This is a genomic window from Microbacterium croceum (assembly GCF_023091245.1).
Lineage (GTDB): Bacteria > Actinomycetota > Actinomycetes > Actinomycetales > Microbacteriaceae > Microbacterium > Microbacterium croceum.
In genome coordinates this window covers 1,835,386-1,860,250 of the sequence record NZ_JAHWXN010000001.1, presented here as the reverse complement: position 1 = coordinate 1,860,250, position 24,865 = coordinate 1,835,386, and the positions used below count along the sequence as shown (strand labels likewise).

General features: G+C 68.4%; 28 protein-coding genes. 13 read left to right on the top strand and 15 right to left on the bottom strand.

What is annotated here, in order from left to right; all coding sequences use genetic code 11:
- Positions 1-14 precede the first annotated feature (14 nt).
- Positions 15-2,066, bottom strand: coding sequence for an ABC transporter ATP-binding protein (locus KZC51_RS08800; protein WP_247630621.1), 2,052 nt, complete (start codon positions 2,064-2,066; stop codon positions 15-17).
- Positions 2,067-2,233: 167 nt separating this feature from the next.
- Here KZC51_RS08800 and KZC51_RS08795 point away from each other — a divergent pair, with 167 nt between their 5' ends.
- Positions 2,234-3,706 (top strand): MDR family MFS transporter, encoded by a 1,473-nt coding sequence (locus KZC51_RS08795; RefSeq protein WP_247629608.1) that lies wholly within the window; start codon positions 2,234-2,236, stop codon positions 3,704-3,706.
- 35 nt (positions 3,707-3,741) lie between these two features.
- Here KZC51_RS08795 and KZC51_RS08790 read toward each other — a convergent pair whose 3' ends face one another.
- A complete protein-coding gene (locus KZC51_RS08790) occupies positions 3,742-3,888 on the bottom strand; it encodes a hypothetical protein (RefSeq protein ID WP_170198113.1) in 147 nt (48 codons plus the stop codon).
- Positions 3,889-3,966: 78 nt separating this feature from the next.
- Here KZC51_RS08790 and KZC51_RS08785 point away from each other — a divergent pair, with 78 nt between their 5' ends.
- Positions 3,967-4,563, top strand: coding sequence for a 1-acyl-sn-glycerol-3-phosphate acyltransferase (locus KZC51_RS08785; protein WP_247629607.1), 597 nt, complete (start codon positions 3,967-3,969; stop codon positions 4,561-4,563).
- 22 nt (positions 4,564-4,585) lie between these two features.
- Here KZC51_RS08785 and KZC51_RS08780 read toward each other — a convergent pair whose 3' ends face one another.
- Entirely contained in the window at positions 4,586-4,789 is a 204-nt protein-coding gene (locus tag KZC51_RS08780; RefSeq protein WP_247629606.1) for a hypothetical protein, read from the bottom strand.
- A 68-nt stretch (positions 4,790-4,857) separates the two neighbouring features.
- Between KZC51_RS08780 and KZC51_RS08775 the strand changes: the two genes are divergently transcribed.
- Positions 4,858-5,385: a DUF6328 family protein gene (locus KZC51_RS08775; RefSeq protein WP_247629605.1), complete on the top strand. Its 528-nt coding sequence runs from the start codon at positions 4,858-4,860 to the stop codon at positions 5,383-5,385.
- Positions 5,386-5,421: 36 nt separating this feature from the next.
- Here the strand turns inward: KZC51_RS08775 and KZC51_RS08770 are convergent, their stop codons facing one another.
- Entirely contained in the window at positions 5,422-5,964 is a 543-nt protein-coding gene (locus KZC51_RS08770; protein WP_247629604.1) for a Dps family protein, read from the bottom strand.
- A 90-nt stretch (positions 5,965-6,054) separates the two neighbouring features.
- Between KZC51_RS08770 and KZC51_RS08765 the strand changes: the two genes are divergently transcribed.
- From KZC51_RS08765 to KZC51_RS08750, 4 genes are all read left to right on the top strand, one after another.
- Positions 6,055-6,537, top strand: a complete 483-nt coding sequence (locus KZC51_RS08765; RefSeq protein WP_247629603.1) for a GNAT family N-acetyltransferase — start codon at positions 6,055-6,057, stop codon at positions 6,535-6,537.
- 143 nt (positions 6,538-6,680) lie between these two features.
- Positions 6,681-6,980 carry a Fe-S cluster assembly protein HesB gene (locus KZC51_RS08760; protein ID WP_247629602.1) on the top strand — a complete coding sequence of 100 codons (300 nt, stop codon included), beginning with the start codon at positions 6,681-6,683 and terminating at the stop codon, positions 6,978-6,980.
- An 86-nt stretch (positions 6,981-7,066) separates the two neighbouring features.
- Positions 7,067-7,720 (top strand): hypothetical protein, encoded by a 654-nt coding sequence (locus tag KZC51_RS08755; protein ID WP_247629601.1) that lies wholly within the window; start codon positions 7,067-7,069, stop codon positions 7,718-7,720.
- Between the two features lie 178 nt (positions 7,721-7,898).
- Positions 7,899-8,243, top strand: coding sequence for a LysR family transcriptional regulator (locus KZC51_RS08750; protein WP_247629600.1), 345 nt, complete (start codon positions 7,899-7,901; stop codon positions 8,241-8,243).
- A 4-nt stretch (positions 8,244-8,247) separates the two neighbouring features.
- On the opposite strand, the gene abc-f is transcribed toward KZC51_RS08750, so the two are convergent.
- Genes abc-f through KZC51_RS08735 form a run of 3 tightly spaced genes read right to left on the bottom strand, consistent with a single transcriptional unit; the run spans position 8,248 to position 11,056 of the window.
- Positions 8,248-9,903, bottom strand: coding sequence for a ribosomal protection-like ABC-F family protein (gene abc-f / locus KZC51_RS08745; RefSeq protein WP_247629599.1), 1,656 nt, complete (start codon positions 9,901-9,903; stop codon positions 8,248-8,250).
- A gap of 47 nt (positions 9,904-9,950) precedes the next feature.
- Positions 9,951-10,487, bottom strand: coding sequence for an isochorismatase family protein (locus KZC51_RS08740; protein WP_247629598.1), 537 nt, complete (start codon positions 10,485-10,487; stop codon positions 9,951-9,953).
- A gap of 5 nt (positions 10,488-10,492) precedes the next feature.
- Positions 10,493-11,056: an alpha/beta fold hydrolase gene (locus tag KZC51_RS08735; protein ID WP_247629597.1), complete on the bottom strand. Its 564-nt coding sequence runs from the start codon at positions 11,054-11,056 to the stop codon at positions 10,493-10,495.
- 366 nt (positions 11,057-11,422) lie between these two features.
- On the opposite strand from KZC51_RS08735, the gene KZC51_RS08730 reads away from it, so the two are divergent.
- The 3 genes from KZC51_RS08730 (at position 11,423) to KZC51_RS08720 (ending at position 14,807) form a co-directional block, all read left to right on the top strand.
- Positions 11,423-12,283 carry a transposase gene (locus KZC51_RS08730; protein ID WP_247629596.1) on the top strand — a complete coding sequence of 287 codons (861 nt, stop codon included), beginning with the start codon at positions 11,423-11,425 and terminating at the stop codon, positions 12,281-12,283.
- 128 nt (positions 12,284-12,411) lie between these two features.
- A complete protein-coding gene (locus tag KZC51_RS08725; RefSeq protein WP_247629595.1) occupies positions 12,412-13,011 on the top strand; it encodes a TetR/AcrR family transcriptional regulator in 600 nt (199 codons plus the stop codon).
- The gene (locus KZC51_RS08720) at positions 13,008-14,807 is read left to right on the top strand and encodes an alpha/beta fold hydrolase (RefSeq protein WP_247629594.1); all 1,800 of its coding nucleotides are present in this window, start codon (positions 13,008-13,010) and stop codon (positions 14,805-14,807) included. The genes KZC51_RS08725 and KZC51_RS08720 overlap by 4 nt, the downstream gene beginning before the upstream one ends.
- A 106-nt stretch (positions 14,808-14,913) precedes the next feature.
- Here KZC51_RS08720 and KZC51_RS08715 read toward each other — a convergent pair whose 3' ends face one another.
- Genes KZC51_RS08715 through KZC51_RS08705 form a run of 3 tightly spaced genes read right to left on the bottom strand, consistent with a single transcriptional unit; the run spans position 14,914 to position 17,224 of the window.
- Positions 14,914-15,303 carry a VOC family protein gene (locus tag KZC51_RS08715; protein ID WP_247629593.1) on the bottom strand — a complete coding sequence of 130 codons (390 nt, stop codon included), beginning with the start codon at positions 15,301-15,303 and terminating at the stop codon, positions 14,914-14,916.
- Between the two features lie 58 nt (positions 15,304-15,361).
- The gene (gene ychF / locus KZC51_RS08710) at positions 15,362-16,435 is read right to left on the bottom strand and encodes a redox-regulated ATPase YchF (RefSeq protein ID WP_247629592.1); all 1,074 of its coding nucleotides are present in this window, start codon (positions 16,433-16,435) and stop codon (positions 15,362-15,364) included.
- 48 nt (positions 16,436-16,483) lie between these two features.
- Positions 16,484-17,224, bottom strand: a complete 741-nt coding sequence (locus KZC51_RS08705; protein WP_247629591.1) for a class I SAM-dependent methyltransferase — start codon at positions 17,222-17,224, stop codon at positions 16,484-16,486.
- A gap of 60 nt (positions 17,225-17,284) precedes the next feature.
- Between KZC51_RS08705 and KZC51_RS08700 the strand changes: the two genes are divergently transcribed.
- Positions 17,285-17,875 carry a 3'-5' exonuclease gene (locus KZC51_RS08700; protein ID WP_247630620.1) on the top strand — a complete coding sequence of 197 codons (591 nt, stop codon included), beginning with the start codon at positions 17,285-17,287 and terminating at the stop codon, positions 17,873-17,875.
- 56 nt (positions 17,876-17,931) lie between these two features.
- The gene (locus KZC51_RS08695; protein WP_247629590.1) at positions 17,932-19,185 is read left to right on the top strand and encodes a DNA recombination protein RmuC; all 1,254 of its coding nucleotides are present in this window, start codon (positions 17,932-17,934) and stop codon (positions 19,183-19,185) included.
- 41 nt (positions 19,186-19,226) lie between these two features.
- On the opposite strand, the gene KZC51_RS08690 is transcribed toward KZC51_RS08695, so the two are convergent.
- Entirely contained in the window at positions 19,227-19,520 is a 294-nt protein-coding gene (locus KZC51_RS08690) for a hypothetical protein (protein WP_247629589.1), read from the bottom strand.
- A 223-nt stretch (positions 19,521-19,743) separates the two neighbouring features.
- Positions 19,744-20,730, bottom strand: a complete 987-nt coding sequence (gene glpX / locus KZC51_RS08685) for a class II fructose-bisphosphatase (RefSeq protein ID WP_247629588.1) — start codon at positions 20,728-20,730, stop codon at positions 19,744-19,746.
- 184 nt (positions 20,731-20,914) lie between these two features.
- Between glpX and fbaA the strand changes: the two genes are divergently transcribed.
- Positions 20,915-21,943 (top strand): class II fructose-bisphosphate aldolase, encoded by a 1,029-nt coding sequence (gene fbaA, locus KZC51_RS08680; RefSeq protein WP_247629587.1) that lies wholly within the window; start codon positions 20,915-20,917, stop codon positions 21,941-21,943.
- Positions 21,944-22,023: 80 nt separating this feature from the next.
- On the opposite strand, the gene KZC51_RS08675 is transcribed toward fbaA, so the two are convergent.
- From KZC51_RS08675 to KZC51_RS17845, 3 genes are all read right to left on the bottom strand, one after another.
- On the bottom strand, positions 22,024-23,286 hold the full coding sequence (locus KZC51_RS08675; RefSeq protein ID WP_247629586.1) for a hypothetical protein: 1,263 nt from the start codon (positions 23,284-23,286) through the stop codon (positions 22,024-22,026).
- A 29-nt stretch (positions 23,287-23,315) separates the two neighbouring features.
- A complete protein-coding gene (locus KZC51_RS08670) occupies positions 23,316-23,834 on the bottom strand; it encodes a DUF6264 family protein (RefSeq protein ID WP_247629585.1) in 519 nt (172 codons plus the stop codon).
- 237 nt (positions 23,835-24,071) lie between these two features.
- Positions 24,072-24,863, bottom strand: a complete 792-nt coding sequence (locus KZC51_RS17845) for an IclR family transcriptional regulator (protein ID WP_247629584.1) — start codon at positions 24,861-24,863, stop codon at positions 24,072-24,074.
- Positions 24,864-24,865 lie beyond the last annotated feature (2 nt).

The following is a 24,865-nucleotide window of genomic DNA, read 5'->3' as shown; positions in this document are numbered from 1 at the left end:
CACGGTCGCCGGCGTCAGCTCTCGTCGGGGTACACGCGGGCATCCGTACGGGGCGTGTTCAGCAGCGGCAGCGGAGCCGTGAGTGCGGCCACCGCGTCGGCGCCGGCCGAGTCCACGGGAGCCCGGTCTGCCCGACGCTCCGCGAGCGCCGTGGCCTCACCTCCCGTCGCCGCCTGTTGCGCAGCGGTCTCGGTGGCGAGCACCTGCGACGCCGCCACCTGCTCGGCCGCCAGTTCGGCGTACAGCCCGCCGTGCGCGAGGAGCTCGGCGTGCGTGCCGGATTCGACGATCCGTCCGGCCTCCAGCACGTGGATCACATCGGCGCCCATCACGGTCGACAATCGATGCGCGATCGACAGGGTGGTACGCCCGCGCGCCGCCTCGTCGAGGGCGACCTGCACCACGCGCTCCGAGACCGTGTCCAGCGCCGAGGTCGCCTCGTCGAGAAGGAGCACGGGCGGGTCCTTCAACAACACCCGCGCGATCGCGATGCGCTGCTTCTCACCGCCGGACAGACGGTATCCGCGTTCACCGACGATCGTGTCGTAGCCATCCTGGAAACCCGCGATGATGTGGTGGATGTTCGCGGCGGTGCAGGCGGCGATCAGCTCCTCCTCCGTCGCCGCCGGCTTCGCGTACAGCAGGTTCTCGCGGATGGTGGCGTGGAACAGATAGGTCTCCTGCGACACGATGCCCACGTCGTCGATGATCGACTCCTGCGTGAGGGTGCGCACATCTGCTCCGGCGAACATCACCGCTCCCCCGTGCGCCTCGTACAGCCGCGGCGCCAGGTAGAGCACGGTGGTCTTCCCCGCGCCGGAGGGACCGACGAACGCGACGTGCTGCCCCGGCTCCGCGACGAAGGTCACTCCCTGCAGGGTCGGGCGCGCGTCGGGCGATGCGTCGGGATACCGGAACACGACGTCGGCGAACTCGATGCGCCCGCGAGGCCCCGGCGCATCGCGCACGCTGATCGCATCCGGCGCATCCTCGATCTCCGGCACCAGGTCGAGGTACTCGAAGATGCGGGCGAACAGCGCCGACGAGGTCTGCAGGTCGAGCGAGACGCGCATCAGCCCCATCAGCGGCTGCAGCAGTCGCGCCTGCACCGTGGTGAACGCGACCACGGTGCCGGCGGTGATCGCTCCGGCCCCGCCGGCGATCAGGTACCCCGACACCAGGTAGATCACAGCGGGGACGCTCGCCATCAGCACCTGGACGACCGCGAAGAACCCCTGGCCGCTCATCGCCCTTCGCACCTGCAGCTTCACCTGGTTGCGGTTCTCAGCCTGATAGCGCTCGGATTCGGTGCGCTGCCGGTTGAACGACTTCGACAGCAGCATGCCAGAGACACTGAGCGTCTCCTGCGTGATCGAGGTGAGCTCGGAGAGCGACTCCTGCGTCTCGCCGGCGATGCGTGCGCGCACCTGCCCGACACGACGCTGCACGATGACGAGGAACGGCATCAGGATGACGGCGATGAGAGTCAGACGCCAATCGATCAGGATCATCGCGACGAGAGAGGCGATGACGGTGACCACATTGCCGAGGATGCTGGTCACGGTGTTCGTGAGCACACCGGATACACCGCCCACATCGTTCTGCAGACGCGACTGGATGACGCCGGTCTTGGTCCGCGTGAAGAACCCGAGTTCCATCGCCTGAAGGTGCTCGAACAGTCGCACCCGCAGGTCACCCGTGACGCTGTTGCCCACCGTGGAGGTGAGCCAGGTCTGGGCGACGCCGAGTGCCGCTGAGAAGAGGAAGAGCGCGACCATTCCCACGACCAGCACGATCAGCAGGTCGATATGCGGGCCGCCGCCCGCGATGGGGAACAGGGCGTCGTCGAAGATCCGCTGCACGATGAGCGGCGGGACGACTGCGATTGCCGCACCGACGATGACCAGCACGCCCGTGAACAGGATCCGGGTGCGATACGGCTGGAACAGCGCCATCACACGCCCGCCGAGACCGCTGATGCGTGGCGCCTCGGCATTCAGCCTGCGCTGCGCACTCTCGTCGACTCCGCGGAACCCGCCGCGGCCGCCGCCCATTCCGCCACCCATGCTCATGTCGCCAGCGTAGTCACGCCCCCCGACCCGGGGGTTCTCGTCCCAACCGGCAGCGGAATCATGGAGATCTGGAATGAAATGTCGGACCCTATGGTTACGCTGAAAGACTCCCGCGAACCCTCGCGCACCTTCCTCCCTCTCTTCTGTGCCTAGGAGGCCGCATGTCCGCTGTCGACACCGGTTCGATAACGACCCCCACCCCGGCGGGAGGAACGATCTCGCGCTCCGACATGCGCGTGATCTGGCTCCTCCTGGTCGCCGCCTTCGTGGCCATCCTCAACGAGACCACGATGGGGATCGCGATTCCGCACCTCAACGCGGATCTCGGTATCCCGCCCGAGCTGGGACAGTGGCTGACCAGCGCGTTCATGCTGACGATGGCCGTGGTCATCCCGACCACCGGCTTCATACTCCAGCGCTTCACCACCCGTCAGGTGTTCATCGCCGCGATGGTCGCCTTCTCGCTGGGCACACTCGTGGCGCTGATCGCGCCCGGGTTCGCGGTGCTCTTGGTCGGTCGCGTGATCCAGGCGGCCGGGACCGGCATCATGATGCCACTGCTCATGACGACGATCATGAACGTCGTCCCCCCTCAGTCGCGCGGACGCATGATGGGCCGTGTCGGCCTCGTGATCTCGCTCGCTCCTGCGCTCGGTCCGACTCTCGCGGGTGCGGTGCTCGAGACGCTGAACTGGCGCGCCCTGTTCGCGATCATCCTGCCCATCGCGCTGGTCTCCCTCTTCATGGGTGTGAAGTGGATGACGAACCTCGGCGAGACGCGCCAGGTCCCGCTCGACATCCTGTCGATCCCGCTCGCGGCCCTCGGCTTCGGAGGCATCGTGTTCGGTCTCAGCCAGTTCGGCGGCGAAGGCGGGTCGGGAGAGACCACCGGCATCATCGCCCTGGCCGTCGGCGCGGTATCGCTCTCCCTGTTCGTGTGGCGGCAGCTGCTGCTGCAGCGCGTGGACGACGCTCTGCTCGACCTGCGCGTGTTCCGCTCGGGGAACTTCACGTTCTCGGTCATCATCATGACGATTCTCGCGCTGTCGATGTTCGGCACTCTGACGCTGCTCCCGCAGTACCTGCAGAACGTCGCCGGCCTCAACCCGCTTCAGTCGGGTCTGATCCTGCTTCCGGGTTCCGTGCTGATGGGTCTGCTCGGCCCCGTGATGGGTCGCGTCTACGACGCGCGCGGCACGCGCCCGCTGCTGATCCCCGGCACGATCCTGGTGTCTGCGGCGCTGTTCTACTACTCGACGGTCGGCGAGCACACCGTGTGGTGGGTGCTGATCATCGTGCAGGCCGCGATGTCGGTGGGACTCGCGATGTCGTTCACCCCGTTGTTCTCCGCGTCGCTCGGATCCCTGCAGCGCTCGCTCTACTCGCACGGTTCCGCCGTGCTGAACACGCTGCAGCAGGTCGGCGGGGCCGCGGGTGTCGCACTGCTCACGGTCACCTACGCGGCGATCCTGCATGCAGGCGAGAACGAAGGACTCACGACGGCGACGGCCGGAGCGCCGGGCGCACGTATGGCGTTCCTCATCGCGGCGATCATCTCGCTCGCGGCCGTCGCGCTGAGCCCGTTCGTCCGCAAGCCCGCAGACAACGCCGGCGACTTCCACGGCGGCCACTGACCGCCCGTCCGGCGGCCCGCGGTGGCGGCTGCTGCTTACTGCGTCTTCGGCGCAGGGAAGTGGCAGACGCCACCGCTGCAGTAGCCGACGGCATCGGCGTCGAGAAGGTTCAGAGCGTCCGGGAGCGGCTGCAACCCGAGGGGTGCTTCCTGCTCCGTCACAGGCTGCTGCGTCTTCTTCATCCCTCGATCGTACGCCTGTCCCAGAGGTCCGGCTCTGAACAGCGGATCTCCGCAAAGCTGATCGCCTACGGTTGAGGGATGCTCCGACGATCCCTCGCCCGCCTCTACTGGGCACTCAGCCGCTGGACTCTGGTCGGCCACGATGCGGTGCCGACCAGACCCACGATCCTCATCGGGGCCCCGCACACGTCCAACTGGGACTTCGTACTCATGCTCGCGATCTCCTGGCGACTCGGGATCGACGTGCACTGGCTCGGCAAGAAGAGCCTGTTCCGGGGGTGGCGCGGCCCGATCATGCGCGCACTCGGCGGCGTCGCGGTGGACCGCGCCGACCCGGGCCGGGTCGTGGCAGAGGTTGTGAGCCAGGTCCATGCCGGAGACGTCTTCGGTCTGGTGATCACCCCGGACGGGACCCGCGGCGGAAACGCGTACTGGAAGTCCGGCTTCTACCGGATCGCCCGGGAGACCGGGATGCCCGTGACGCTGGGCTTCGTCGACCGCACCACCATGACGACCGGGCTCGGCCCGACGCTCGCGCTGACCGGTGACGTCGGCAGCGACATGGACAGGATCCGCGCCTTCTACGCCGACAAAGCCGGCCTGCGCCCCGAGCGCCGCACGGTCCCGCGACTGCGTGAGGAGACCGCGAAACCGAGTGCTCCGGATCAGGCCTGACCGCCCCCGAACCTCTCTCCCGTCAGTCGACGGCCTCGCTCTGGGTGCGTGCGAAGTCAAGGTCCTCGTCGGACAGCGTCTCCTGCATGCCGACCACCGCTCCGGTGATCTCGCGGATCTCTGCGCGCACCTTCTCGGTCAGGTGCGCGGACCCGCTGTCCACCACCTCGTGTCGCGCGTCGATCGACAGGTGCGGCCACCATTCGTGGATGGGGGGAAGGGTCATGTCATCTCCTCTGTTCTGGTAAAGCAGGCGGCTGGACAGCACGGAAGCACGCGCACGAGACTGGGCTCATGACAGTCGAAGGCCGAGAGCCGGAACCGCCCCTCCGCGACGATCGTGTCGACGGGCGCGACGAGACCCCGAATGAACGGGCCGATCGCAACTGGGACGAACTGATGCAGGAGCTCCGCGTCATGCAGACGGGCACGCAGATCCTCACCGGATTCCTGCTCGCCGTCGCCTTCCAGCCCCGCTTCACCGATATGGACGAGTTGCAACGCGACCTGTACGTCGTCCTCGTCGCCCTCGCCGCCATCGCCACGATCCTGGCGCTCGCCCCGGTCGGGCTGCACCGCGCGCTGTTCGGCCGCCGCCGCAAGCCCGACCTCGTGCGCGTCGCGGCGCGCATCGTCAAGATCGACCTGGTCGTGATCGCCGCCCTGACCGTGGGCGTGACCACGCTCATCGTGGACTTCACGGTGAACCGCACCGCGGGCATCGTGGCGTTGATCACAGCCGTCGTGGTCATCGCAGCACTGTGGTTGGCGCTGCCGCGAGCAGTGCGCCGTTCCCTGCGGCGGGACGTGCCGCCGCAGTGAACGGATCTCCGACGCGGCCGGACATGGTCGCCGCCGTCAGCGTCCTGCCGGTGTGCGGTTCTCGGCGCTGACCATCCACGCGAACTGCTCGAGGCGTTCGATCACCGCGTGCAGGATGTCGGCGGAGGTCGGGTCTTCCTCGTCGACGGCATCGTGGACGTCGCGCATCGTCGCGATGGCGGCCTCGAGCCGCTCGGTGATGAGGTCGACGGTGTCAGACGTCGACACCTCCCCTGCGGGGAACTCGGGAAGTGATGTCGTCTGGGCGATGGTGTCGCTGCGGCCGTCCGGCACCGCATGCAGCGCGCGCATCCGCTCTGCGACCGTGTCGCTGAAGGCGCGGGCATCGTCGATGATCTCGTCGAGCTGGCGGTGGGTGTCGCGGAAGTTCCGCCCGACCACGTTCCAGTGCGCCTGCTTGCCCTGCAGTGCGAGCTCCAGTAGATCGACGAGCACGGACTGCAGGTTGGCCGCCAACGAGGCAGACGCCGTGAAGCCCTTCTCGGCGTTCTGACGCCGGGTGGTCTTCGCTCCGCGCTTCGCAGCAGTCGTCTTCGTGGTCTTGCTGGTATCAGCCATGATGTTGCCTCCTGGGGGCACTCTAGGCCGACGTCTCTGCCACGCAGAGGGGGTTGACACGCTCCGCCCGTGGGGCCGAAGGTTGCGCAGGTGAACACATCTGACTTCCGACCGCACATCACCATCGAGAAGCTCGACGACGCCGACGCGGGCGAGGTCCTCACCCTGCAGCGCGCCGCGTTCGTCTCGGAGGCCCAGATCTATGGCAGCGCCGACATGCCGCCGCTGACCCAGACCCTGGAGCAGGTGGCCGCTGAGCTCCGCGACGGCGATGCGCTGGGTGCGCGACGCGACGGCCGGCTCGTCGGAGCGATCCGCTTCCGCGTCGACGGCGACACCCTCCTCATCGGCCGCATCGCGGTCGCCCCGGACCAGCAGGGCGAGGGCGTGGGACGGCTGCTGCTCGAATCGGCGGAACAGCGCAGCGGTGCCGCCCAGTCCGAGCTGTTCACCGGAAGCCTGAGCGAAGCGAACATCCGTCTCTATGAGAGTTGCGGCTATGCGGTGAGCGAGCGCGTTCCGGATGGCGACGGTACAGAGCAGGTGTTCATGCGCAAGCGTCTTCGACCGTGACCGGCGCCACAGGCCGCCCGCATCCACTCGCGGTGGGAGAACCATAGGAATCGACTGGATTCGGTTGAATCCGGGCGCACTCTCGGGAATCGTGGCCCGGACATGTCGCGACCGTGGCATGCCCCAACCGGAAGGAGAGTCTCGTGCTCACCCTCACCGACAACGCCACCGCCATCGTCACCACGCTCGTCACCCGACAGAGCGAGGCACCGGATGCCGGACTCCGTATTCACTCGACCGCCGCGCAGGAGCCGGATGGCGGCGCCCGGCTCGCGGTGCTCGTGACGACCACCCCGGAGCCCGAGGATCAGATCGTCGAGGTCTCCGGAACCCGCCTCTTCCTCGACGAGGCCGCATCTGCCGCGCTGGAGGACAAGATCCTCGATGCCGGCGTCGATGACGAGGGCTCCGTGTCCTTCGCCGTGCTTCCGAAGGTGGCCTGACACAGGATTCCGGATGCCGCGGCCCTCTGGGGTCGCGGCATCCGTGCTGTGTCGCGATGTCGGCCCCGATGCCCTAGCCTCGGAGCATGCGACGACTCCCTCTCGCCCTGACGACCGCCCTCGCCGCCGCTGTGATCCTCGCCGGCTGCACCACGGCGACTCCGCCTTCCGCCACACCGTCGGCGACGCCCCCGCTCTCCGCCGCACCCACTCCGGAGGTCGTCGCGAACCTCGTCGTCGCGCTGGACGGGATCTCGTTCACCGACGCCTCGGGCACGGTCACCGCGTCCTTCGATGACGGCACCGCTCTCCTCGCACTGCTGCAGCAGGCCACGGGGGAACTCCCTGAGCCCGAGCCCATCGACGCCCCCGACGGGTACGGCTTCACCCTCGTGAACTACGACTGGGACGGACTGCGCGTCACCGCAGACGAATCGGGCGACGGACCCGCCAGCATCGCCGTGCTCGCCGCCGAGGTAGACGGCATCCCCGTCGCCACCACGGAGGGTCTCGCTGTCGGAGCGACGCGCAGCGAACTCGTCGATGCCGGCGCCTGGGCACTGGTCGACGAAGAGGACACCGCGACCGCGGAGTATCTCGGCCTCGACGGTCGCGAGGTACCGGACACGATCTCGCTCACGCACCCCGGATCCGTCGGGATCGAGTATCTCCTCTTTGCCCTGGACGGCGACGTGGTGACGCAGATCCAGGTTCCGGCGAACGACTTCAGCGACATCTGACCCCGATCACACCAGCGGTGCGCTCGGCTCCGCGAGCGGGATGCTCGCCGACGCGTCGGTGCGGGTTCGTGGCGTGCTCGCCGTCCACCCGTCGCCGCCGCGCCCTGGTCGGCGTGCGAGGGCGCGTCCGCGTACCCTGGAGACTGCCTCGTACCGCGCGAGGCGCTGAAGGGTCCCCGTGAAGATCGCTCTCCTGCGCCGCTATGTCGTCCTTGCGGACACCTTGCACTTCCCTCGCGCCGCCGAGCAGCTCGGCATCCCGCTCGCGTCGCTCTACACGTCGCTCGACAAGCTCGAGGAGGAACTCGGGCATGCGCTGATCCATCGTGAGGGGACCCCGCGGCTGACCCCCGTCGGCGAGCTGTTCCTCGAAGAGGCGCGCACCACCGTGGCAGCTGCACCGCCGCCCGCGCCCAAGACCGTCGCCCCGGCCGGCGGCAAGGCCAAGGCCTCGAAGGGCCGTGGGCGTGCGCCGATCGTCAAAGGCCAGCCCAAGCCCTACAAGAAGCGTCAGGGTCGCTGACCGTCTAGCGCTCCGTGACCCGGCCCTGCTCGACCTGCCAGCGGCGATCGATCCGGACCGTGTCGAGCATGCGGCGATCGTGCGTGACGAGCAGCAGCGTCCCCTCATACGACTCGAGAGCCTGTTCCAGCTGTTCGATCGCCGGGAGGTCGAGGTGGTTGGTCGGTTCGTCCAGGACCAGCAGGTTGACGCCGCGGGCCTGCAGCAGTGCCAGGGCCGCGCGGGTCCGCTCCCCCGGAGACAGTTCGCCGACCGGACGCGTGACGTGGTCGGCGCGCAGACCGAACTTCGCCAGCAGCGTGCGCACCTCCCCGGACGCCATCTCCGGCACCAGCGCCTCGAAGGCGTCGGCGAGCGGCGCGCTCCCCACCAGCAGCGAGCGCGCCTGATCGATCTCGCCGATCTCGACGCTGGCCCCCAGGCTCGCGCTGCCCTCGTCCGGCGTCTGACGCCCGAGCAGAGCGCGCAGGAGCGTGGACTTGCCGGCACCGTTCGGCCCGGTGATCCCGATCCGGTCCCCCGCGTTGACCTGCAGCGACACGGGGCCGAGCGTGAACGACCCCTGGTTCAGCACGGCGGAGCTCAACGTCGACACGACGGAGCTCGAACGGGGCGCACTGCCGATCGTGAACTCCAGCTGCCACTCCTTGCGCGGCTCCTCGACCTCGTCCAGCCGAGCGATCCTGCTCTCCATCTGGCGCACCTTCTGCGCCTGCTTCTCGCTCGACTCCGCTGACGCCTTGCGCTTGATCTTGTCGTTGTCCGGCGACTTCTTCATGGCGTTGCGCACGCCCTGGCTCGACCACTCCCGCTGCGTACGGGCGCGCGCCACGAGGTCGGCCTTCTTGTCGGCGAACTCGTCGTACTTCTCGCGCAGGTGGCGGCGCAGGGTCGCGCGCTCCTCCAGGTAGGCCTCGTAGCCTCCGCCGTACACCCGATTCGACCCCTGGGCGAGATCCAGCTCCAGCACGCGCGTCACGGCTCGCGCCAGGAACTCGCGGTCGTGGCTGACCAGCACTGCGCCGCCGCGCAGTCCGCGCACGAAGGCTTCGAGGCGTTCGAGGCCGTCCAGATCAAGGTCGTTCGTCGGTTCGTCGAGGAGCACGATGTCGAAGCGCGACAGCAGCAGCGCGGCGAGTCCGACCCGGGCGGCCTGTCCCCCGGAGAGATCCGTCATCTGAGCGCTCTCGGCATCGAGCTCGAGTCCGAGCTCCGCCAGCACGACCGGGATCCGCTCCTCGAGATCGGCTGCGCCGCTGGCCAGCCAGCGGTCCAGCGCCGTCGAATAGACGTCTGCGGGATCCGTGCCTTCGGCAGCCAGCGATGGGTCGGCGAGTGCTGCCGCCGCGGCATCCATGTCGTTCGTCGCCTGCGCGCATCCGGTGCGACGGCCGATGTATGCGGCGACCGTCTCGCCGGCGACGCGTTCATGCTCTTGCGGCAGCCATCCGACGAACGCATCCGACGGAGCCAGTGAGACCGATCCGGCCGCGGGGGCATCCACACCGGCCAGCAACCGCAGCAGCGTCGACTTGCCCGCACCGTTCGCTCCCACCACGCCGACGACATCGCCCGGTGCGACCGTAAGATCGACGGAGTCGAAGAGGATGCGATGACCGTAGCCACCGGCCAGGTTCTGAGCGACGAGCGTTGCGGTCATCAGACCATCTTCTCAGGCGCCGTGACCGCCCGAACGCCCGGGGTACGTCAGAGGCGCACGCGGTCGTGGGTCGCGATCGCGAACTCCTGGCCCGGATAGCGGAGTCCGGAGAAGTACATGTTCGTGTGGGCGACGATCTGCTCGCCGGAGATCACGACGCCGTCCCACTCCGTGTCCACCGTGGTGTGCGCATCGCTCACCAGCGTCACGTCGTACCCCTCCGCCGCCGCGCGCTGCGTCGTGGTGCGCACGCAGAAGTCCGACTGCGCACCGGTGATCACGAGGCGCGTCGCGCCCAGCGCATCCAGCGTCTCGCCCAGCGTCGTGTCGGCGAAGGAGTCGCGATAGCTCTTGCGGACGAGAGGTTCACCCTCGGTGCGCTGGAGCGGTGCCGCGAGCTCCCACGCCGGCGTGCCCACGCCCACGGGGTCGTGGTGCACCCAGACGACGGGGACGTCGGATGCGCGGGCGCGCTCGACCAGCGCCGCTGCGCGCGCCAGCACGCCGTGCTCGTCGAAGCATCCCGGCGTCACTCCGGCCTGCAGGTCGATGGCGAGGACGACGGTGCGCTCCGGTGCCGCCACCGTCGTCAGTCCCAGTCCAGGTACTCCTCGATGATCACTCCGGTCTCGATCGGGTGATGCATCGGGAAGAGGTGGTCTCCGGCGATCGTCTTGATGCTCGACCGGTCAGGCACCGTGGCCTGCAGACGCTCGGCGTTGGCGGCGGGGGTGTCGACGTCTTCAGTTCCCTGCACGATCAGCACGGGGATGGCCGGAGCCACCGCGATGTCCACGTCTTCGACGCCGAGCAGCAGCAGGCCATTGGCCCGGTCGACGTGCGCGGCGACCAGCGCACGCGCGATCGTGCCGCCGAAGCCGTGGCCCCCGACCCAGGTGTCTTCGATGCCGACGTGGTCGATCACGGCGAGGACATCCGCGACGCGCTCGTCGAGCGTCGCCTCACCGTCGGCGCGGTGGCCGACACGGAGCACGTGGAAACCCGCCTCTTCGGCGAGGTAGTGGGCGGCGACGCTCAGCACGTCGGCGGCGAGCCCCTGCTCCTGGATCAGCACCAGCTTGACGGGGCCGTCGCCCTCGTCCACGAAGGGGATCGCGCGTCCATCGGGTTCGAAGATCTGGGTGTCGACCATTCTCAGCAGTCTCCTCGCGGTGTCGTTGTCAGGTGCGCTCGGTCTGCGCCCCCGAAGTCTCAGGTGCCCCGCACGGAACGGCCGCTCTCGAATCGCGAAGGACCCGATCTGGCCCTTTCCAGCGGTTCGGCGGGCGTCTGCGCGGTTACCCGCAGGCCAGACGCACCTTGTCCAGCGTATCCCGCCCCTGTTGCGAACCGCATCCGGAAGTTCTCGGTCGGGCAGCGTCGAGAGCGTTTCGGGAGGAGCCCTGCCACACGAGCCGAGGCCCACGCGAACTCCTCCGCCCCACGCGACGCTGCCGATGCCGCGTGCGCCTAGACTCGTGGCCTCAGCATGGCGTTCAGATCGGCGAAGGGATGGCGGATGACCGACACCGCACTCTCGACGATCGCGGCGACGCTCTACGCCGAGCTGCCGTGCAACTTCATCTCCGCGCGCGACGCACGGGTGAAGGCCGCGGATGGCGGCGAACTGGCCGCGCAGATCAAGGCGCTGCGCAAGCCGTCGGTCGCGGCGTGGGTGGTCAACCTGTTCGCGCAGGAGCGCACGGCCCAGCTCGCGGAGGCCCTCCGGCTGGCCGAGGAGTTGCGGAAGGCCCAGGCTGACCTCGATGCCGCCACGCTCGCGAAGCTCGGGCGTGAGCGGCGCACGCTCACCCGCCGTCTCGCGCAGAACGCCGTCGAGCTCGCGACGTCACGCGGCGAGCGCATCAGCGCCTCCACGCTGGACGCGGTCGAACGGACGATCTCCGCGGCCTTCTTCGACCCGGACGCCGCGGCGGCGGTCGCGTCGGGGCGGCTGGTCCGCGAGCTCGATCCGTCTGAGTCCGTGGATCTGGGCGCCGCCGTCGGGGGCGGCACGCCTGAAGCCCCCGCCCCGCCGGCCGTTCCTGCCGACGAGGTCAGCGCCCGCCGGGAGCGCCGGGCCGCCCAACGTGCGCTCCGCGATGCCGAGCAGGCACGGGAGCGTGCCGAGCACACGCAGATGCAGGCCGAGAAGGCGCACCGGGACGCGGCGGCCCGTATGCAGTCGTTGGAAGCGCGAGTGGTAGAGCTCGAAGCGGAGCTCGCGCAGACGAGGACGGAGGCCGAGCGCGCACGCACGGCTGCAGCCGCGACGGCCGAGAGCGAAGCCTCAGCCGTCGGTCACCTCGCCGAAGCCGAGCGCGTCGAATCGGCAGCCAAGGATGCGCTGGACGCGCTCATTCGGGCGCAGTCCTCGTAGGTTCGCGGGCAACCGGACATCTACAAGGCTTCGGACGCCACGCCTGATCCTGCTCCGAAACTCGGCAGAAATCCGAGTTCTGCGTTGACCATTTGCACAAAATATATAGACCGGTCTATTCTTTAACCATGACATCCAAGGGAGAGCGGACCAGGGCGCAGCTCACAGAATCCATGCTCGTGCTGATCCAGACCGGCGGCTACAGCGGAACCGGGCTGAACGCCGTGCTCGAGCACTCCGCTGCCCCGAAAGGATCCATGTACTTCCACTTCCCCGATGGGAAGGAAGGGCTAGGGGTCGCCGCGGTCGACCTCGCCGCAAAACAGTTCGCGACGTTGATCGCCGACGCTGCCGCATCCGCCGGGGGCGCGGCTCACGCGGCCCGTCTCGCGATCGAGGCGCTGACACGCATCGTCAGCGAGAGCGACTATCGGCTGGGCTGCCCGGTCTCGGTTGTGACTCTGGAGATGGGTGCCGAGAGCGAATCGTTGCGACAGGCGTGCGCCACCGCCTTCGAGTCGTGGATCGCCCCGACCACGGCCCTCCTCGAAGGCAGCGGCATCGACGCCCAGAGCGCCCGCACTCTCGCGACCGTCGTCGTATCCACCATCGAGGGGGCGGTGATCCTCTCACGCGCCATGCGCAGCACCCAACCCTTGGTCGCTGCCGCCGATGTCGTGGCGGAGCTCATCGACCTGCGGTGCCAGCTGGCGGAGTCGACGCGATGAGCTCGCCCGCTGACGCCCGTCATGCCCTGGTCGTCGGAGCCTCGGGGCTGGTCGGCCGGCACCTGCTCCTCGCCCTCGCCGACGCCGGCGCGAACGTCACGGCAGCAGTCCGGTCCGCCGAGTCGGGAGCGCGCGTCCACCGATGGCTCAGCGAGCACGGCCTGGCCCGCAGCATCAGCATCGCGGTCGTCGACTTCGAGACATCCGAGCTCCTTGTGGGCGATCCGTCGGCATTCCTGACCATCACGGAGATCCACAACTGCGCCGGTTCCTACCGATTCGGGATGACCGCCCTCGAGGCGCGAAAAGCGAACGTCGGCATCGTCGAGAAGCTGATCGACTTCGCCCAGCACCTCCCCCGCCTGGAGCGCGTCGTCCATGTCTCGGGCTACCGCGTCGGAGGGCAAGACCCCGCCACCATCCCTTGGCCCGACAGCCACCGCGCCGCAATGTACGAGGAACTGGGCGCCTACGAAGCCTCGAAAGTCGAGTCGGACGCCATCTTCCAGGCGCTCGCGACGGACCGGGGCATCCCGTGGACCATCGTCAATCCGTCCAGCGTGATCGGCGACAGCGTGACCGGGGAGTCCGATCAGCACATCGGGCTGTCCACCAGCATCGAACAGCTCTGGGACGGCAGCCTCGGCGCATTGCCCGGAGACGAGACGACGTTCCTCCCGGTCGTGACGGTGGACTATCTGGCGGCATTCATGGCGGCGGCAGCAGCCGACCCGGCCGCTGCCGGTCAGGCCTACTGGATTCTCGACGACGCCACTCCCCCCCTGGCGGACCTGCTCACTCACGTCGGCCGCCATATCGGTGTGAAGGTTCCCCGGGTACGGCTGCCCGTCAACGTCATCGCGCGCCTCCCAAGGCGAATCACCAAGGCGGACCCCGAGACCCTCACCTTCATGTCAGCCGACCGCTATCCGACGGACTCCGCGATCGAGTTCGCGGAGAGACACGGACTCGAGATGCCCGACGTGCGCGCGTCCCTCGAACGGTGGGCCGACCATCTAGTGGCGCGTCGGTTCGGCGCGGTCGCGACGGGAGACCGTCGAATCCTCGATCTCGGCGGAGTGCGGACGTTCGAGCTCGGCGCACACCGATCCGACCGCGTGATCCTTCCCGGCCTGCCGGTCAACGCAGACACCTGGGCAGACCTCGCGTCCCGCATCGGCGCACGTGTCGTCGACCTGCCCGGGCTCGGCCTGAGCAGCGGCGCTGGCGTGCAGGACTGGCACCGCTGGCTGCCGGCGGCAGTGGGCGACGAAGCGGTCGACATCATCGGCCATTCCATCGGCGCGGCAGCCGCGACGGTCGCGGCCGACCGGCTCCCGGCGCAGGTCAGGTCCCTGACGCTGATCGCGCCGTTCTTCCTCCAAGCCCCCGCGCGGACGGCGACCAGGCTGCGTCCGCTCACCCGCAGCTACCTGCGGCACACGACCCCGACGCGATTGTCCCGCCATCTGACCGGCTCGGAGGCGAGCGCTGCAGCTCTCGAGTCCAGCGTGAACGACCTCACCCGCAGAACCGCCACGCGGGTGGCGGAGCATCTCGCCCTCGCGGGTTCACGACGCTGGCGCGCCGACCTCCAGGGAGCGCTCAAGCGGTTCCGCGGCCCGATCCGCATCATCACGGGCAGCGACGATCCTCTCGACCCGATCATCGCTGACGAGTTCGGCGTGATTCCGCACGTCGAGCTGGTCACCGTGCCTGGGGCCGGACATCATCCGCAGTTGACGCATGGTGACGCGCTCGTCGAGCTGCTCGCGGGAGTGGAAGCTCGAGGCTGAACCGATCAGACGCCGAAGCGGAACTCCGCCGGACTACATCAGTGTTGGCGGTGCAGTCAACGAGTTAGGCATGTCGGACCATGGAGCGCGCAGGATGCGACAATCGCTACACGTTCGCGAACAGAGAGTGAATGTTCCCTTCCGGATCCGCGAAGAAGCCGGCGAACTGGCCCCACTCCCGCAACGCGGGTCGACCCGTCGGCGTCGCCCCCGCAGCGACCAGCTGATCGTAGCGCCGCTCCACCTCATCAGCGCTCTCACACTGAAGGTTCAGCTCGAATGCCTGGCCTGTGAACGGCACGGCATATGCCGGATGCCCGGTGATCCCGCTCATCGATTGACGTGAGAAGATCGCGACGCGCACCCCGTGTCCGCCGAACGCGACGTACGCTTCTTCGCGAACCTCCGCTACCCAGCCGAGCGCGTGCTCGTAGAAATCGGCAAGAGTCGCGACATCATCGGCGAGAACGGTGATGCCTTCGAGATGAACGGTCATGCGTCGACCGTAGCCGGGGCGTCCGACATACTGACCGCCCCGCCGCTCGACGCGTGCGTCAGTTGTTGAAGCGGAACTCCACCACGTCGCCGTCCTGCATGACGTAGTCCTTGCCCTCGAGGCGGGCCTTGCCCTTCGCGCGGGCTTCGATCACAGAGCCGGTCTCGACGAGGTCGTCGAACGAGACGACCTCCGCCTTGATGAAGCCCTTCTCGAAGTCGGTGTGGATGACCCCCGCCGCCTGCGGAGCCTTCGCTCCCTTCGGGATCGTCCAGGCGCGCGCCTCCTTGGGTCCGGCCGTCAGGTACGTCTGCAGTCCGAGGGTGTCGAAACCGATGCGGGCGAGCTGGTCCAGCCCGGACTCGTCCTGACCGGTCGAGGCGAGCAGCTCAGCCGCGTCCTCGGGGTCGAGGTCGATCAGCTCGGACTCGATCTTGGCGTCGAGGAAGATCGCCTTGGCCGGGGCGACGAGAGCGGCGAGCTCTTCCTTGCGCGCGTCATCCGTGAGCACGCCCTCGTCGACGTTGAACACGAAGATGACGGGCTTCGAGGTCAGCAGGCCGAGCTCACGAATCGGGGCGAGATCGAGGCCCGAGACAGACAGCAGCACGCCGCGCTCCAGCGCATCCTTGGCGGCGATCGCGGTCTCGAGCACGACCGGCTCGATCTTCTTGCCGCGTACTTCCTTCTCGTATCGGGCGATCGCCTTGTCGACCGTCTCGAGGTCGGCGAGCATGAGCTCCGCGTTGATGGTCTCCATGTCGGAAGCGGGGTTCACCGCGCCATCGACATGCACGACGTCGTCATCGGCGAAACCGCGGACGACCTGCGCGATGGCGTCGGCCTCGCGGATGTTGGCGAGGAACTTGTTGCCGAGACCCTCCCCCTCGCTGGCGCCGCGAACGATGCCGGCGATGTCGACGAACGACACCGCAGCGGGCAGGATGCGCTCGCTGCCGAAGATCTGGGCGAGCTTCTCGAGACGGGGGTCAGGCAGGTTCACCACGCCGACATTGGGCTCGATCGTCGCGAACGGGTAGTTCGCTGCGAGCACGTCGTTCTTGGTGAGTGCGTTGAAGAGGGTGGACTTGCCGACATTGGGCAGGCCGACGATTCCGATAGTAAGAGCCACGGGTCACGAGTCTACCGGTCGAGGCTTCCGGTAACGCCGGGGCAGTGTTCAGGAGCGGACGGCGCGGAATGCCCTGGTGACGTATGGCAGCTCGATCACGCCGGCGTCATCGAGTCCGAGTTCGTCGAACAGCGCATCCATGTCGCGTCGGATCCGGTCCTTCTCGTCTGCCGACGCCGTGATGACGTAGCTCCGCGATGTCGCCATGCTGTGCAGCTGAGCGCGCGTCATGGGTCGCGTCCACTCCCACAGCTCCTGCTGGAGGGGTCCGAACGGAGCGTCGATGACGGGGTCGCCGGCGGCCAGCATCTCCTCGGCTGCACTACCGTGCATGATCTCGGTCATCCGCCGCACCCACCCCTCCCGCTCGTCACGGATGTTCCAGATGAGCCCCAGCACCCCGCCGGAGCGGACGACGCGACCGATCTCGACCGACCCCGCGGCAGGTTCGACCCAGTGCCAGGCCTGGCCGAGCACGACGGCGTCGAGACTCGCATCCGCCAACGGCAGCCGCTCCGCGGATCCGACGAACGTCGGGACGCCGGGGATCGCCTCGCGCAGCGCGGCGAGCATGGCCGGATCGGGGTCCAGAGCGACGACCTCGGCCTCCGGTGCCGCGACGAGCGCGCGCGTGAGCTTGCCGGTCCCCGCGCCGACGTCGGCGATCCGCCGAGACCCCTCGGGCATCCGCTCGAGCATCCATGCGACGGCGTCGAACGGATACTCGGGCCGTCCGACCTCGTAGCTGCCCGCCTGTGCACCGAAGGATGTCGCGCGCTCATCAGTCATGTCGCCAGCCTACGGCGAGTCCTCCGGGCGCCGCCGAGTCATCGGGAGAGAGTGGATGACGTGCCCCTGGACTTCACCGCTATCGACTTCGAGACGGCGAATTCCAGCCCCGCCTCGGCCTGCTCCGTCGGACTCGTCCGCGTTCGCGACGGCGAGGTCGTCGCCACCGCCGGCTGGCTGATCCAGCCCCCGGCCGGTCACGACGAGTTCCAGGAATGGAACGTGCGGATCCACGGCATCCGACCGGAGGACGTGTGCTCCGCGGCCACGTGGTCGGAGCAGTTCGACCGCCTGTGCGCCTTCGCCGGTGCCGACGTGCTGGTCGCGCACAATGCCGGATTCGACCTCAACGTGTTGCGCCGCGCTTCGGAGGCGACCGGAGAGGTGTGCCCGCCGTATCGCTCGCTGTGCAGCCTCCAGGTCGCGCGCAAGACGTATCAGCTCGACTCCTACCGGCTACCGGTGGCGGCGGCCGCGGCGGGCTTCGCGGAGTTCTCGCACCATGATGCCCTGGCGGATGCCCGCGCGTGTGCGCAGATCGTGATCGATTCCGCGTGGCGTGCGGGTGCTGCGGATGTGGACGCTCTGGCCGACGCACTCGGCTTGCGCGTCACCACGCCGGCCGCGGTCCCCGAGCGCGCTGTCGCCTGACCTCGTCCTCTGGCGCGCTACGCCGGAATGTCCGACCCCTGCGGCACCATGAGGATATGGATGCCCCGCTGATCGTTCTTCTCGTCCTCGCGGCGCTCGTGACCGGCGGTGCGCTGGGATGGGCGCTCCACACCGGCCGTGGCGCCGCCGCCCTCGCCCGCGCCGAAGCGGAGCTCGCGGCGGCGCGCGACGACCGCGACCGCCAGTACGACCTCTATCGCGACGCGGTCGAGCACGCCCGCGCCGAACAGCGCGCCGAGGCCCAGCGCGTGCAGCAGCAGAACGCGGTGCTCACGGCGCTCGCACCGGTTCGCGAGAGCCTGCAGCAGATGCAGAGCAAGGTCACCGCGATCGAGCAGGAGCGGCAGGCGCAGTTCGGCACGCTCGCCGAGCAGCTGCGACGCGCCCAGGAGTCCGATGAGGCGCTGCGCGCGACGACCGAGTCCCTGGCCGGGGCGCTTCGTTCCACTGCCACGCGCGGCGTGTGGGGCGAGACGCAGCTGCGCCGTGTCGTGGAAGCCGCGGGTCTCACGCGGCACGTGGACTTCGATTTGCAGACGACCGTCTCCTCCGACCATGGCCAAGGACGCCCCGACATGGTCATCCGCCTCGCGGGAGGCACCTCGGTGCCCGTCGACGCGAAGGTCCCTCTCGACGCCTATCTCGAGGCCTCTGCCTTGCCCGGCGGCGACGCCCACGAGCCGCAGCGTCGCGCATACATGCAGAAGCACGTCAAGGCGGTGCGCGCGCACATCGACGCCCTTGCGAAGAAGGCCTACTGGTCGGGACTCGACGCGAGTCCTGAGTTCGTAATCTGCTTCCTCCCCAGCGAGTCGCTGCTCGCCGCGGCGATCGACGAAGACCCGACGCTGCTCGACTATGCCTTCAGCAAGCGGGTCGCCCTCGCGTCTCCCGTGAACCTCTGGGCCGTGCTGAAGACCGTTGCCTACACCTGGACGCAGCAGGAGGTATCCACCGAGGCCCGCAGCCTGCTCAATCTCGGCACGCAGCTGTACGACCGACTCGGCGTCCTCGCCGGTCACGCCGATGACCTGCGCCGAGCCCTTGAGCGCACGGTCGACAGTTACAACAAGTTCGCCGGTTCGCTCGAGAACCGTGTACTGGTCACGGCGCGACACTTCCCGGGGATCGATGCCTCGACGCTCGACGCCACCCCGCAGGTCGTCACCGCATCGGCGCGACGATTCACCGCGCCCGAACTGGTCGGAACCGCAGACGAGCCGGATGCGGATGCGCTGCGCGCCGATGTCGGCGAAGTGCGTGCACGGCTGCAGCAAGACAGCCGCTGAACCGACCAGGAGCTGATCCGGAAGTTACCCGGGGCTGGCTATCAGGCAGCGCCTGGAACACCACTCAGCAGAAGGATGACGAGCCCGCTCGTGGCGAGAAAGGCCCCGATCATCCACCAGGAGCTGAGCTCGTGCCCCTCGTCACGGCGCTTGCGGAAGAGCACATCCGCGCGGCGCGCCGGGTCGATGACAGCAGGGGCAGCAGCGGCAGGCGCGACCGGAGCCGCGGCACCGCCCGGATCGACATCCGCGCTCACCCGGAGAATACGGCCGGTGTTCGTGGTGACGATCTTCGTCGCTGCGGCCCCGGGACCGTTGTGCTGATGAATTGCCATGTGCTCGCCCTCCTGTGCCTGCGGTGCCTGGCGGCTCCGTCGACGGCGACAAACCCAGTGACAATTGTGACACGGCGCCCCTGCAAACCAGGGACGAGCAGCACGGCGTGCGGTACCGGGTCGGTAACGATGACAGAGACGGCACCGCCCGCGCACGCACGGGGCAAGCACTTCGGGAGCGCCTCGTCCGCGCGGCGACGGCAGGAAGAGGCGTCTTACTCCACTACAGCCATTTGGAGACGAGGTGCTCCGACGCGATGCGACGCAGCGTGCCCGAGGCACCGCGCAACACGACACTCTCCGTGTAGACGTAGCCGCGCTCGCGACGGACTCCCGCGACCAGCTGGCCGTCGGTGACGCCCGTCGCAACGAAGATCGTGTTGTTGCCCTGCACCAGGTCATCGGCCTCGTACACGTGGTCCATCTGGAGACCGGCGTCGATCCCGCGCTGACGCTCCTCGTCATCGCGCGGCCACAGCTGCCCCTGGATGTGTCCGCCGAGAGCCTTGATGGCGCAGGCGGTGACGATTCCCTCGGGGCTGCCGCCGACGCCGACGCACATGTCGGTGCGCGCATCGTGCCGTGCGGCGTTGATGCCGCCTGCCACGTCACCGTCGCTCATCAGACGGGTGCCGGCGCCGGCGTCACGGATGTCCTGGATCAGCTTCTCGTGACGCGGACGGTTCAGCACCGAGACGACGATCTCGTCGACAGGCTTGCCCAGCGCGCCGGCGAGCTTGCGGATGTTCTCACCGATCGGGAGGCGGATGTCGACCACCCCCACCCCGGCAGGCCCGGTGACGAGCTTGTCCATGTAGAAGACGGTCGACGCGTCGAGCATCGTGCCTCGGTCGGAGACCGCGATCACCGAGAGAGCGTTCTGGCGCCCGGCCGCGGTCAGCGAGGTCCCATCGATCGGGTCCACCGCGATGTCGCACAGCGGCCCCTGGCCGGTGCCGACGACCTCCCCGTTGAAGAGCATCGGGGCATTGTCCTTCTCCCCCTCACCGATCACCACGCGGCCCTGGAAGTCGACCGTGCCGAGGAACGCGCGCATCGCGTCGACAGCCGCGCCGTCGGCAGCCTCCTTCGCTCCGCGACCGATGAACGGCACGGCCCGGATCGCTGCCGCCTCCGTGGCGCGCACCAACTCCATCGCGAGGTTGCGGTCGGGACGAAGCGGGCTCAGATCAGCAGTCAGACTCACCATGCGGTCAGCCTAGCCAGCGACGTGCGCAGAATGGCCTCCTTTCGCCGCCGTTACGACGAAGGAATCTCGATTCTTAACAGAACAGTAGATGCTCGGGTGCCGCGAGCCGTTCCCGCCTTCGGCATCCGCCCGCGCGCCCCGATAGAGTGACTGCTGTCCCGGCTCACCAATCGCAGGAGTTCTCATGCCCGTCGCCACCCCGGATCAGTACGCTGACATGCTCGACCGCGCGAAGGCCGGCGGCTTCGCGTACCCCGCCTTCAACGTCTCCAGCTCGCAGACGATCAACTCGGTCCTGCAGGGCCTCACCGAAGCCGGCTCCGACGGCATCATCCAGGTCACCACGGGCGGCGCCGACTACTTCGCCGGTCACACCGTCAAGGCTCGTGCCACGGGCGCCCTCGCCTTCGCGCGCTACGCAACCGAGGTCGCGAAGAACTACCCGATCACCGTGGCTCTGCACACCGACCACTGCCCGAAGGACGCCCTCGCCGGTTTCGTCGAGCCGCTGATCGCCGCTTCGGAAGAAGAGGTCAAGGCCGGTCGCAACCCGATCTTCCAGTCGCACATGTGGGACGGCTCGGCCGTGCCGCTCGCGGAGAACATCGAGATCGCCAAGGACCTCCTCCCCCGCATGAAGGCCATCAACGCCATCCTCGAGGTCGAGATCGGCGTCGTCGGCGGCGAAGAGGACGGCGTCGCGCACGAGGGCTCGAACGAGGCGCTCTACACGACCTTCGCCGATGTCGACCAGGCCGTCCAGGCTCTGGGTCTCGGCGAGCAGGGCCGCTACATCGCCGCTCTGACCTTCGGCAACGTACACGGTGTCTACAAGCCCGGTGGCGTGAAGCTGCGTCCGGAGCTCCTCGGCGAGATCCAGGCGCAGGTCGCCGCCAAGTACAACACGGGTGCGAAGCCCCTCGACCTCGTCTTCCACGGCGGTTCGGGCTCGACGGACGAGGAGATCGCCCTCGCCGTCGCCAACGGCGTCATCAAGATGAACATCGACACCGACACGCAGTACGCATACACGCGTGCGATCGCCGACTACATGTTCAAGAACTACGACGGCGTCCTGAAGGTCGACGGCGAGGTCGGCAACAAGAAGCTCTACGACCCCCGCGCGTGGGGCAAGGTCGCCGAGACGGCGATGGCCGCCCGCGTGGTCGAGTCGACCCGCCAGCTGGGCTCGCACGGCAAGTCGCAGAGCTGACACCGCGCACACCTACGACAGATGCCCCGGCCGGATGGTCGGGGCATCTGTCGTCGGTGGGGAGTGTCGGCCACGGGTGACTATCCGCGGCGACTCCTGCGGATGCGGGTGACCCAGATCGCGGTGTCGACCAGCGCGTCGATCACCAGAAGCACCCCCAGGCCCTTGGCCGCTCCGCGCGTGCGTGACATCGCCCATATGCCGGCCCCGAGTTCGCCGAGCGTCAGCGCGAGCCCCCACGCGGGGCGGCGGCGCACGCCCTCGACGAGGCGCGCGAGCGGTCGGCGGCGACGGGTCAGCGAGATGACCTCTCCCATCCCGGCGATGGCCGTCTCCCGCGCTGCGGTCCACCAGCCGACCGGCACGAAGCGTCGCCCCACAGGTGCACCTGAGTCCTCGAAGGCGGCGTCGATCAGGTCGGACGGCACGCCGAAGGCCGCGATGAAGGCCCGCTGTCGTTCTCGCTCCCCGACCACGCCTCCCATCGACTCGGGCATCAGCGCACGGTGCGCGGCGTCGACGTCCAGCGCGACCCGCGCCGCGACCTGCCAGAGCTCGTCCTTGCTGCCGTCGCCCTCTGTGAGCAGCCGGCGGTAGATCTCCGCTGTCTCGGGAACCGTGATGGCGTCGATGTCGAGCACCGCGCGCGTGTCTCTTTCCGCGTCGGTCCAGAACGGTACGGTGCCTCCCGCCCCATCGATGGAGACGATGAACCAGCTGGCGGATCCGGCACGGTTCAACTCGACCAGCGGGAGGTCGCCGCGGGAGGTCACCCAGTACCCGGTCGGGTCCGACGTCTCCAGCTGCTGTAAGGACCAGTCGCCGGATTCGTGGTGGTCGACGGGCACCCCGAGCGCCGTCGCAAGGATCCGCGCGACGGCTGGTCCGCGATGCGAGAACGTCGATACGCGCACGGCCGGCACGTCGAACATTCCGGCCTCGAGCGCGGCGTCCGGCGCGGCCTCCGTCGGCAGAGTCGACTCGTCGACCGCCTGCGCATCGTCATCCCTGTCGACATCGTCGTCGGACACCATCGCGAGATCGCCGTCCGCATCGAGCCAGAGTGTGAGGTGCTGCTCACGGAAGGCGGCCCGCAGCTCGGTGGCCGTCAACGTCTGCTCGACCCGGTCGTCCGCGCTGAGGGTGAGCACACGACCGTCGTCGGTCACCGGAATCGCGAGAACGGCCTCCTGCTGGCCGCCCCACTCACCGGTCGCTTCGCGCAGACCGGCAGGCACCCTCAGCCGTTCGAGAATGCCGATCGCCGCGGGCCTCGGGTCGGACCCGTCGCCTCGATCGACCGATGCGTAGGAGAGGTGGACGCCGAAACTGTTCTGAAGCACGCTTCGACAGTACCGACCCCAGCGGACGGCTACTGACCGATGGAGTTCACGTAGGCCATGAATGCGGGGTCGCCCATCATCGGCACGGCGATGCAGACGGACGTGATGAGGAGGGTCACCGTCGCACCCACGATCGGCACCCACCAGGACAGCTTCGAGCGACGCAGCCGTCGAATCGACAGAGCGGCCGTGACACACCAGCCGATCACGAGCACGATCGCCGCGATGGTCCCCCAGAGACGCCCCTGCGCGAAGTTGGTGAACTCACCATCGATCCCGAGCATCTTCATGGTCTGGTTCATCGACGCCGGGAGGTCGAGATACGACATCGCAGTCAGGACCACATTGATGAGCCCATAGGCCAGCAACGCGACGGTCACGAAACGATCCACGGGACGGCGACGGGCAGGCTCCACCGCCACAGGCTCCGGAGCCGCCTCAGGCACGGCGGCGGCAGGCTGCACCGCGCTCAGCGGGGGGAGACCGGCGGCATGTCGCTGCTCTTCCGGGGTCGCGAGTTCGCCGTACTGGGGCCGTAGGTCGCTCATCCCGCCATGCTAATCGCCGCGCGTGTGAGCGGGCTGCCAGTCGAGCGGGACGAAAACGATGGCGGCCCCGAAGAATTGGGGACTCTCGGGGCCGCGGACGGGGAACGCTGGGGACGCTCCACGTCCAACTGGGTCTCGGAGAGCTGGGGACAATCCGCAGACCCGTAGTGCCGTTTGCACAGACGACTACTCTCCCGATCATAGGAAAGCAATTCAAAGAACACCAGGGCGGTTTCTTCAGATAGTGAACTCGCTCGGAGAGCTCGCTCCGTCCAGAGAATCGGCGCCGAGCTGCAGCGACAGACGACGCGCCGTGCTCTGCAGCGTGGTCACCAGGGTGCGATCGACGATCGCCCGATCGGACGGCAGCGAGATGGCCAGTGAGGCCGTGACATTCGGAGCGATGACCGGGACCGCGACACAGGTGGCGCCGATCACATACTCCTCCTGGTCGACCGTCCACCCTGGAGAATGCTCGAGCTGGGTCAGCAGCGTGCGCCGATCCTTGATCGTGCGCGGGGTCAGCTGCTCCAGGCGGTGGCGCGAGAGGTAGTCGAGGCGATCCTCGTCCGAGAGATCCGCCAGGATCTGCTTGCCCAGCGCCGTCGCGTGCGCGCTGGCCTGCAGCCCGACCCACAGCTCGACGCGAGGATTGTGCACCGCGTCGACGATGTCGACCAGATGCATCTCGCCGTCGGCGAAGCGGGACAGATATGCGGTCGCCCCCAGCTCGTCCGTGACGTCACGCAGCGCCGCGCGCACCCGGGCGAGGAAGACACCGCGCGCATCGGTGTCGTGCTGAAATGCCGGGAATCGAGTACCCAGTACCAGACCGTCCGGCTCGGACGTCAGGTACCCCTCGTGGATCAGCGTCCGAACGAGGTTGTAGGTCGTGCCCGGCGTGAGACCCGTGATGGCCGCGAGCATCTTGACGGGAAGCGGACGAGGAGAATTCGCGACGATGTCCACGAGGCGAAGTGCGCGTTGCACGGACCCGATGAGGGTCGGCTCCGCCTCCGCGGCGCTCACCG

Bases quoted from the DNA above. Each gene is read 5' to 3' on its own strand.
- KZC51_RS08800 (WP_247630621.1), bottom strand. From the start codon at position 2,066: ATGGGTGGCGGAATGGGCGGCGGCCGCGGCGGGTTCCGCGGAGTCGAC.
- KZC51_RS08795 (WP_247629608.1), top strand. From the start codon at position 2,234: ATGTCCGCTGTCGACACCGGTTCGATAACGACCCCCACCCCGGCGGGA.
- KZC51_RS08790 (WP_170198113.1), bottom strand. From the start codon at position 3,888: ATGAAGAAGACGCAGCAGCCTGTGACGGAGCAGGAAGCACCCCTCGGG.
- KZC51_RS08785 (WP_247629607.1), top strand. From the start codon at position 3,967: ATGCTCCGACGATCCCTCGCCCGCCTCTACTGGGCACTCAGCCGCTGG.
- KZC51_RS08780 (WP_247629606.1), bottom strand. From the start codon at position 4,789: ATGACCCTTCCCCCCATCCACGAATGGTGGCCGCACCTGTCGATCGAC.
- KZC51_RS08775 (WP_247629605.1), top strand. From the start codon at position 4,858: ATGACAGTCGAAGGCCGAGAGCCGGAACCGCCCCTCCGCGACGATCGT.
- KZC51_RS08770 (WP_247629604.1), bottom strand. From the start codon at position 5,964: ATGGCTGATACCAGCAAGACCACGAAGACGACTGCTGCGAAGCGCGGA.
- KZC51_RS08755 (WP_247629601.1), top strand. From the start codon at position 7,067: ATGCGACGACTCCCTCTCGCCCTGACGACCGCCCTCGCCGCCGCTGTG.
- abc-f (WP_247629599.1), bottom strand. From the start codon at position 9,903: ATGACCGCAACGCTCGTCGCTCAGAACCTGGCCGGTGGCTACGGTCAT.
- KZC51_RS08735 (WP_247629597.1), bottom strand. From the start codon at position 11,056: ATGGTCGACACCCAGATCTTCGAACCCGATGGACGCGCGATCCCCTTC.
- KZC51_RS08730 (WP_247629596.1), top strand. From the start codon at position 11,423: ATGACCGACACCGCACTCTCGACGATCGCGGCGACGCTCTACGCCGAG.
- KZC51_RS08725 (WP_247629595.1), top strand. From the start codon at position 12,412: ATGACATCCAAGGGAGAGCGGACCAGGGCGCAGCTCACAGAATCCATG.
- KZC51_RS08720 (WP_247629594.1), top strand. From the start codon at position 13,008: ATGAGCTCGCCCGCTGACGCCCGTCATGCCCTGGTCGTCGGAGCCTCG.
- KZC51_RS08715 (WP_247629593.1), bottom strand. From the start codon at position 15,303: ATGACCGTTCATCTCGAAGGCATCACCGTTCTCGCCGATGATGTCGCG.
- KZC51_RS08705 (WP_247629591.1), bottom strand. From the start codon at position 17,224: ATGACTGATGAGCGCGCGACATCCTTCGGTGCACAGGCGGGCAGCTAC.
- KZC51_RS08695 (WP_247629590.1), top strand. From the start codon at position 17,932: ATGGATGCCCCGCTGATCGTTCTTCTCGTCCTCGCGGCGCTCGTGACC.
- KZC51_RS08690 (WP_247629589.1), bottom strand. From the start codon at position 19,520: ATGGCAATTCATCAGCACAACGGTCCCGGGGCCGCAGCGACGAAGATC.
- glpX (WP_247629588.1), bottom strand. From the start codon at position 20,730: ATGGTGAGTCTGACTGCTGATCTGAGCCCGCTTCGTCCCGACCGCAAC.
- fbaA (WP_247629587.1), top strand. From the start codon at position 20,915: ATGCCCGTCGCCACCCCGGATCAGTACGCTGACATGCTCGACCGCGCG.
- KZC51_RS08670 (WP_247629585.1), bottom strand. From the start codon at position 23,834: ATGAGCGACCTACGGCCCCAGTACGGCGAACTCGCGACCCCGGAAGAG.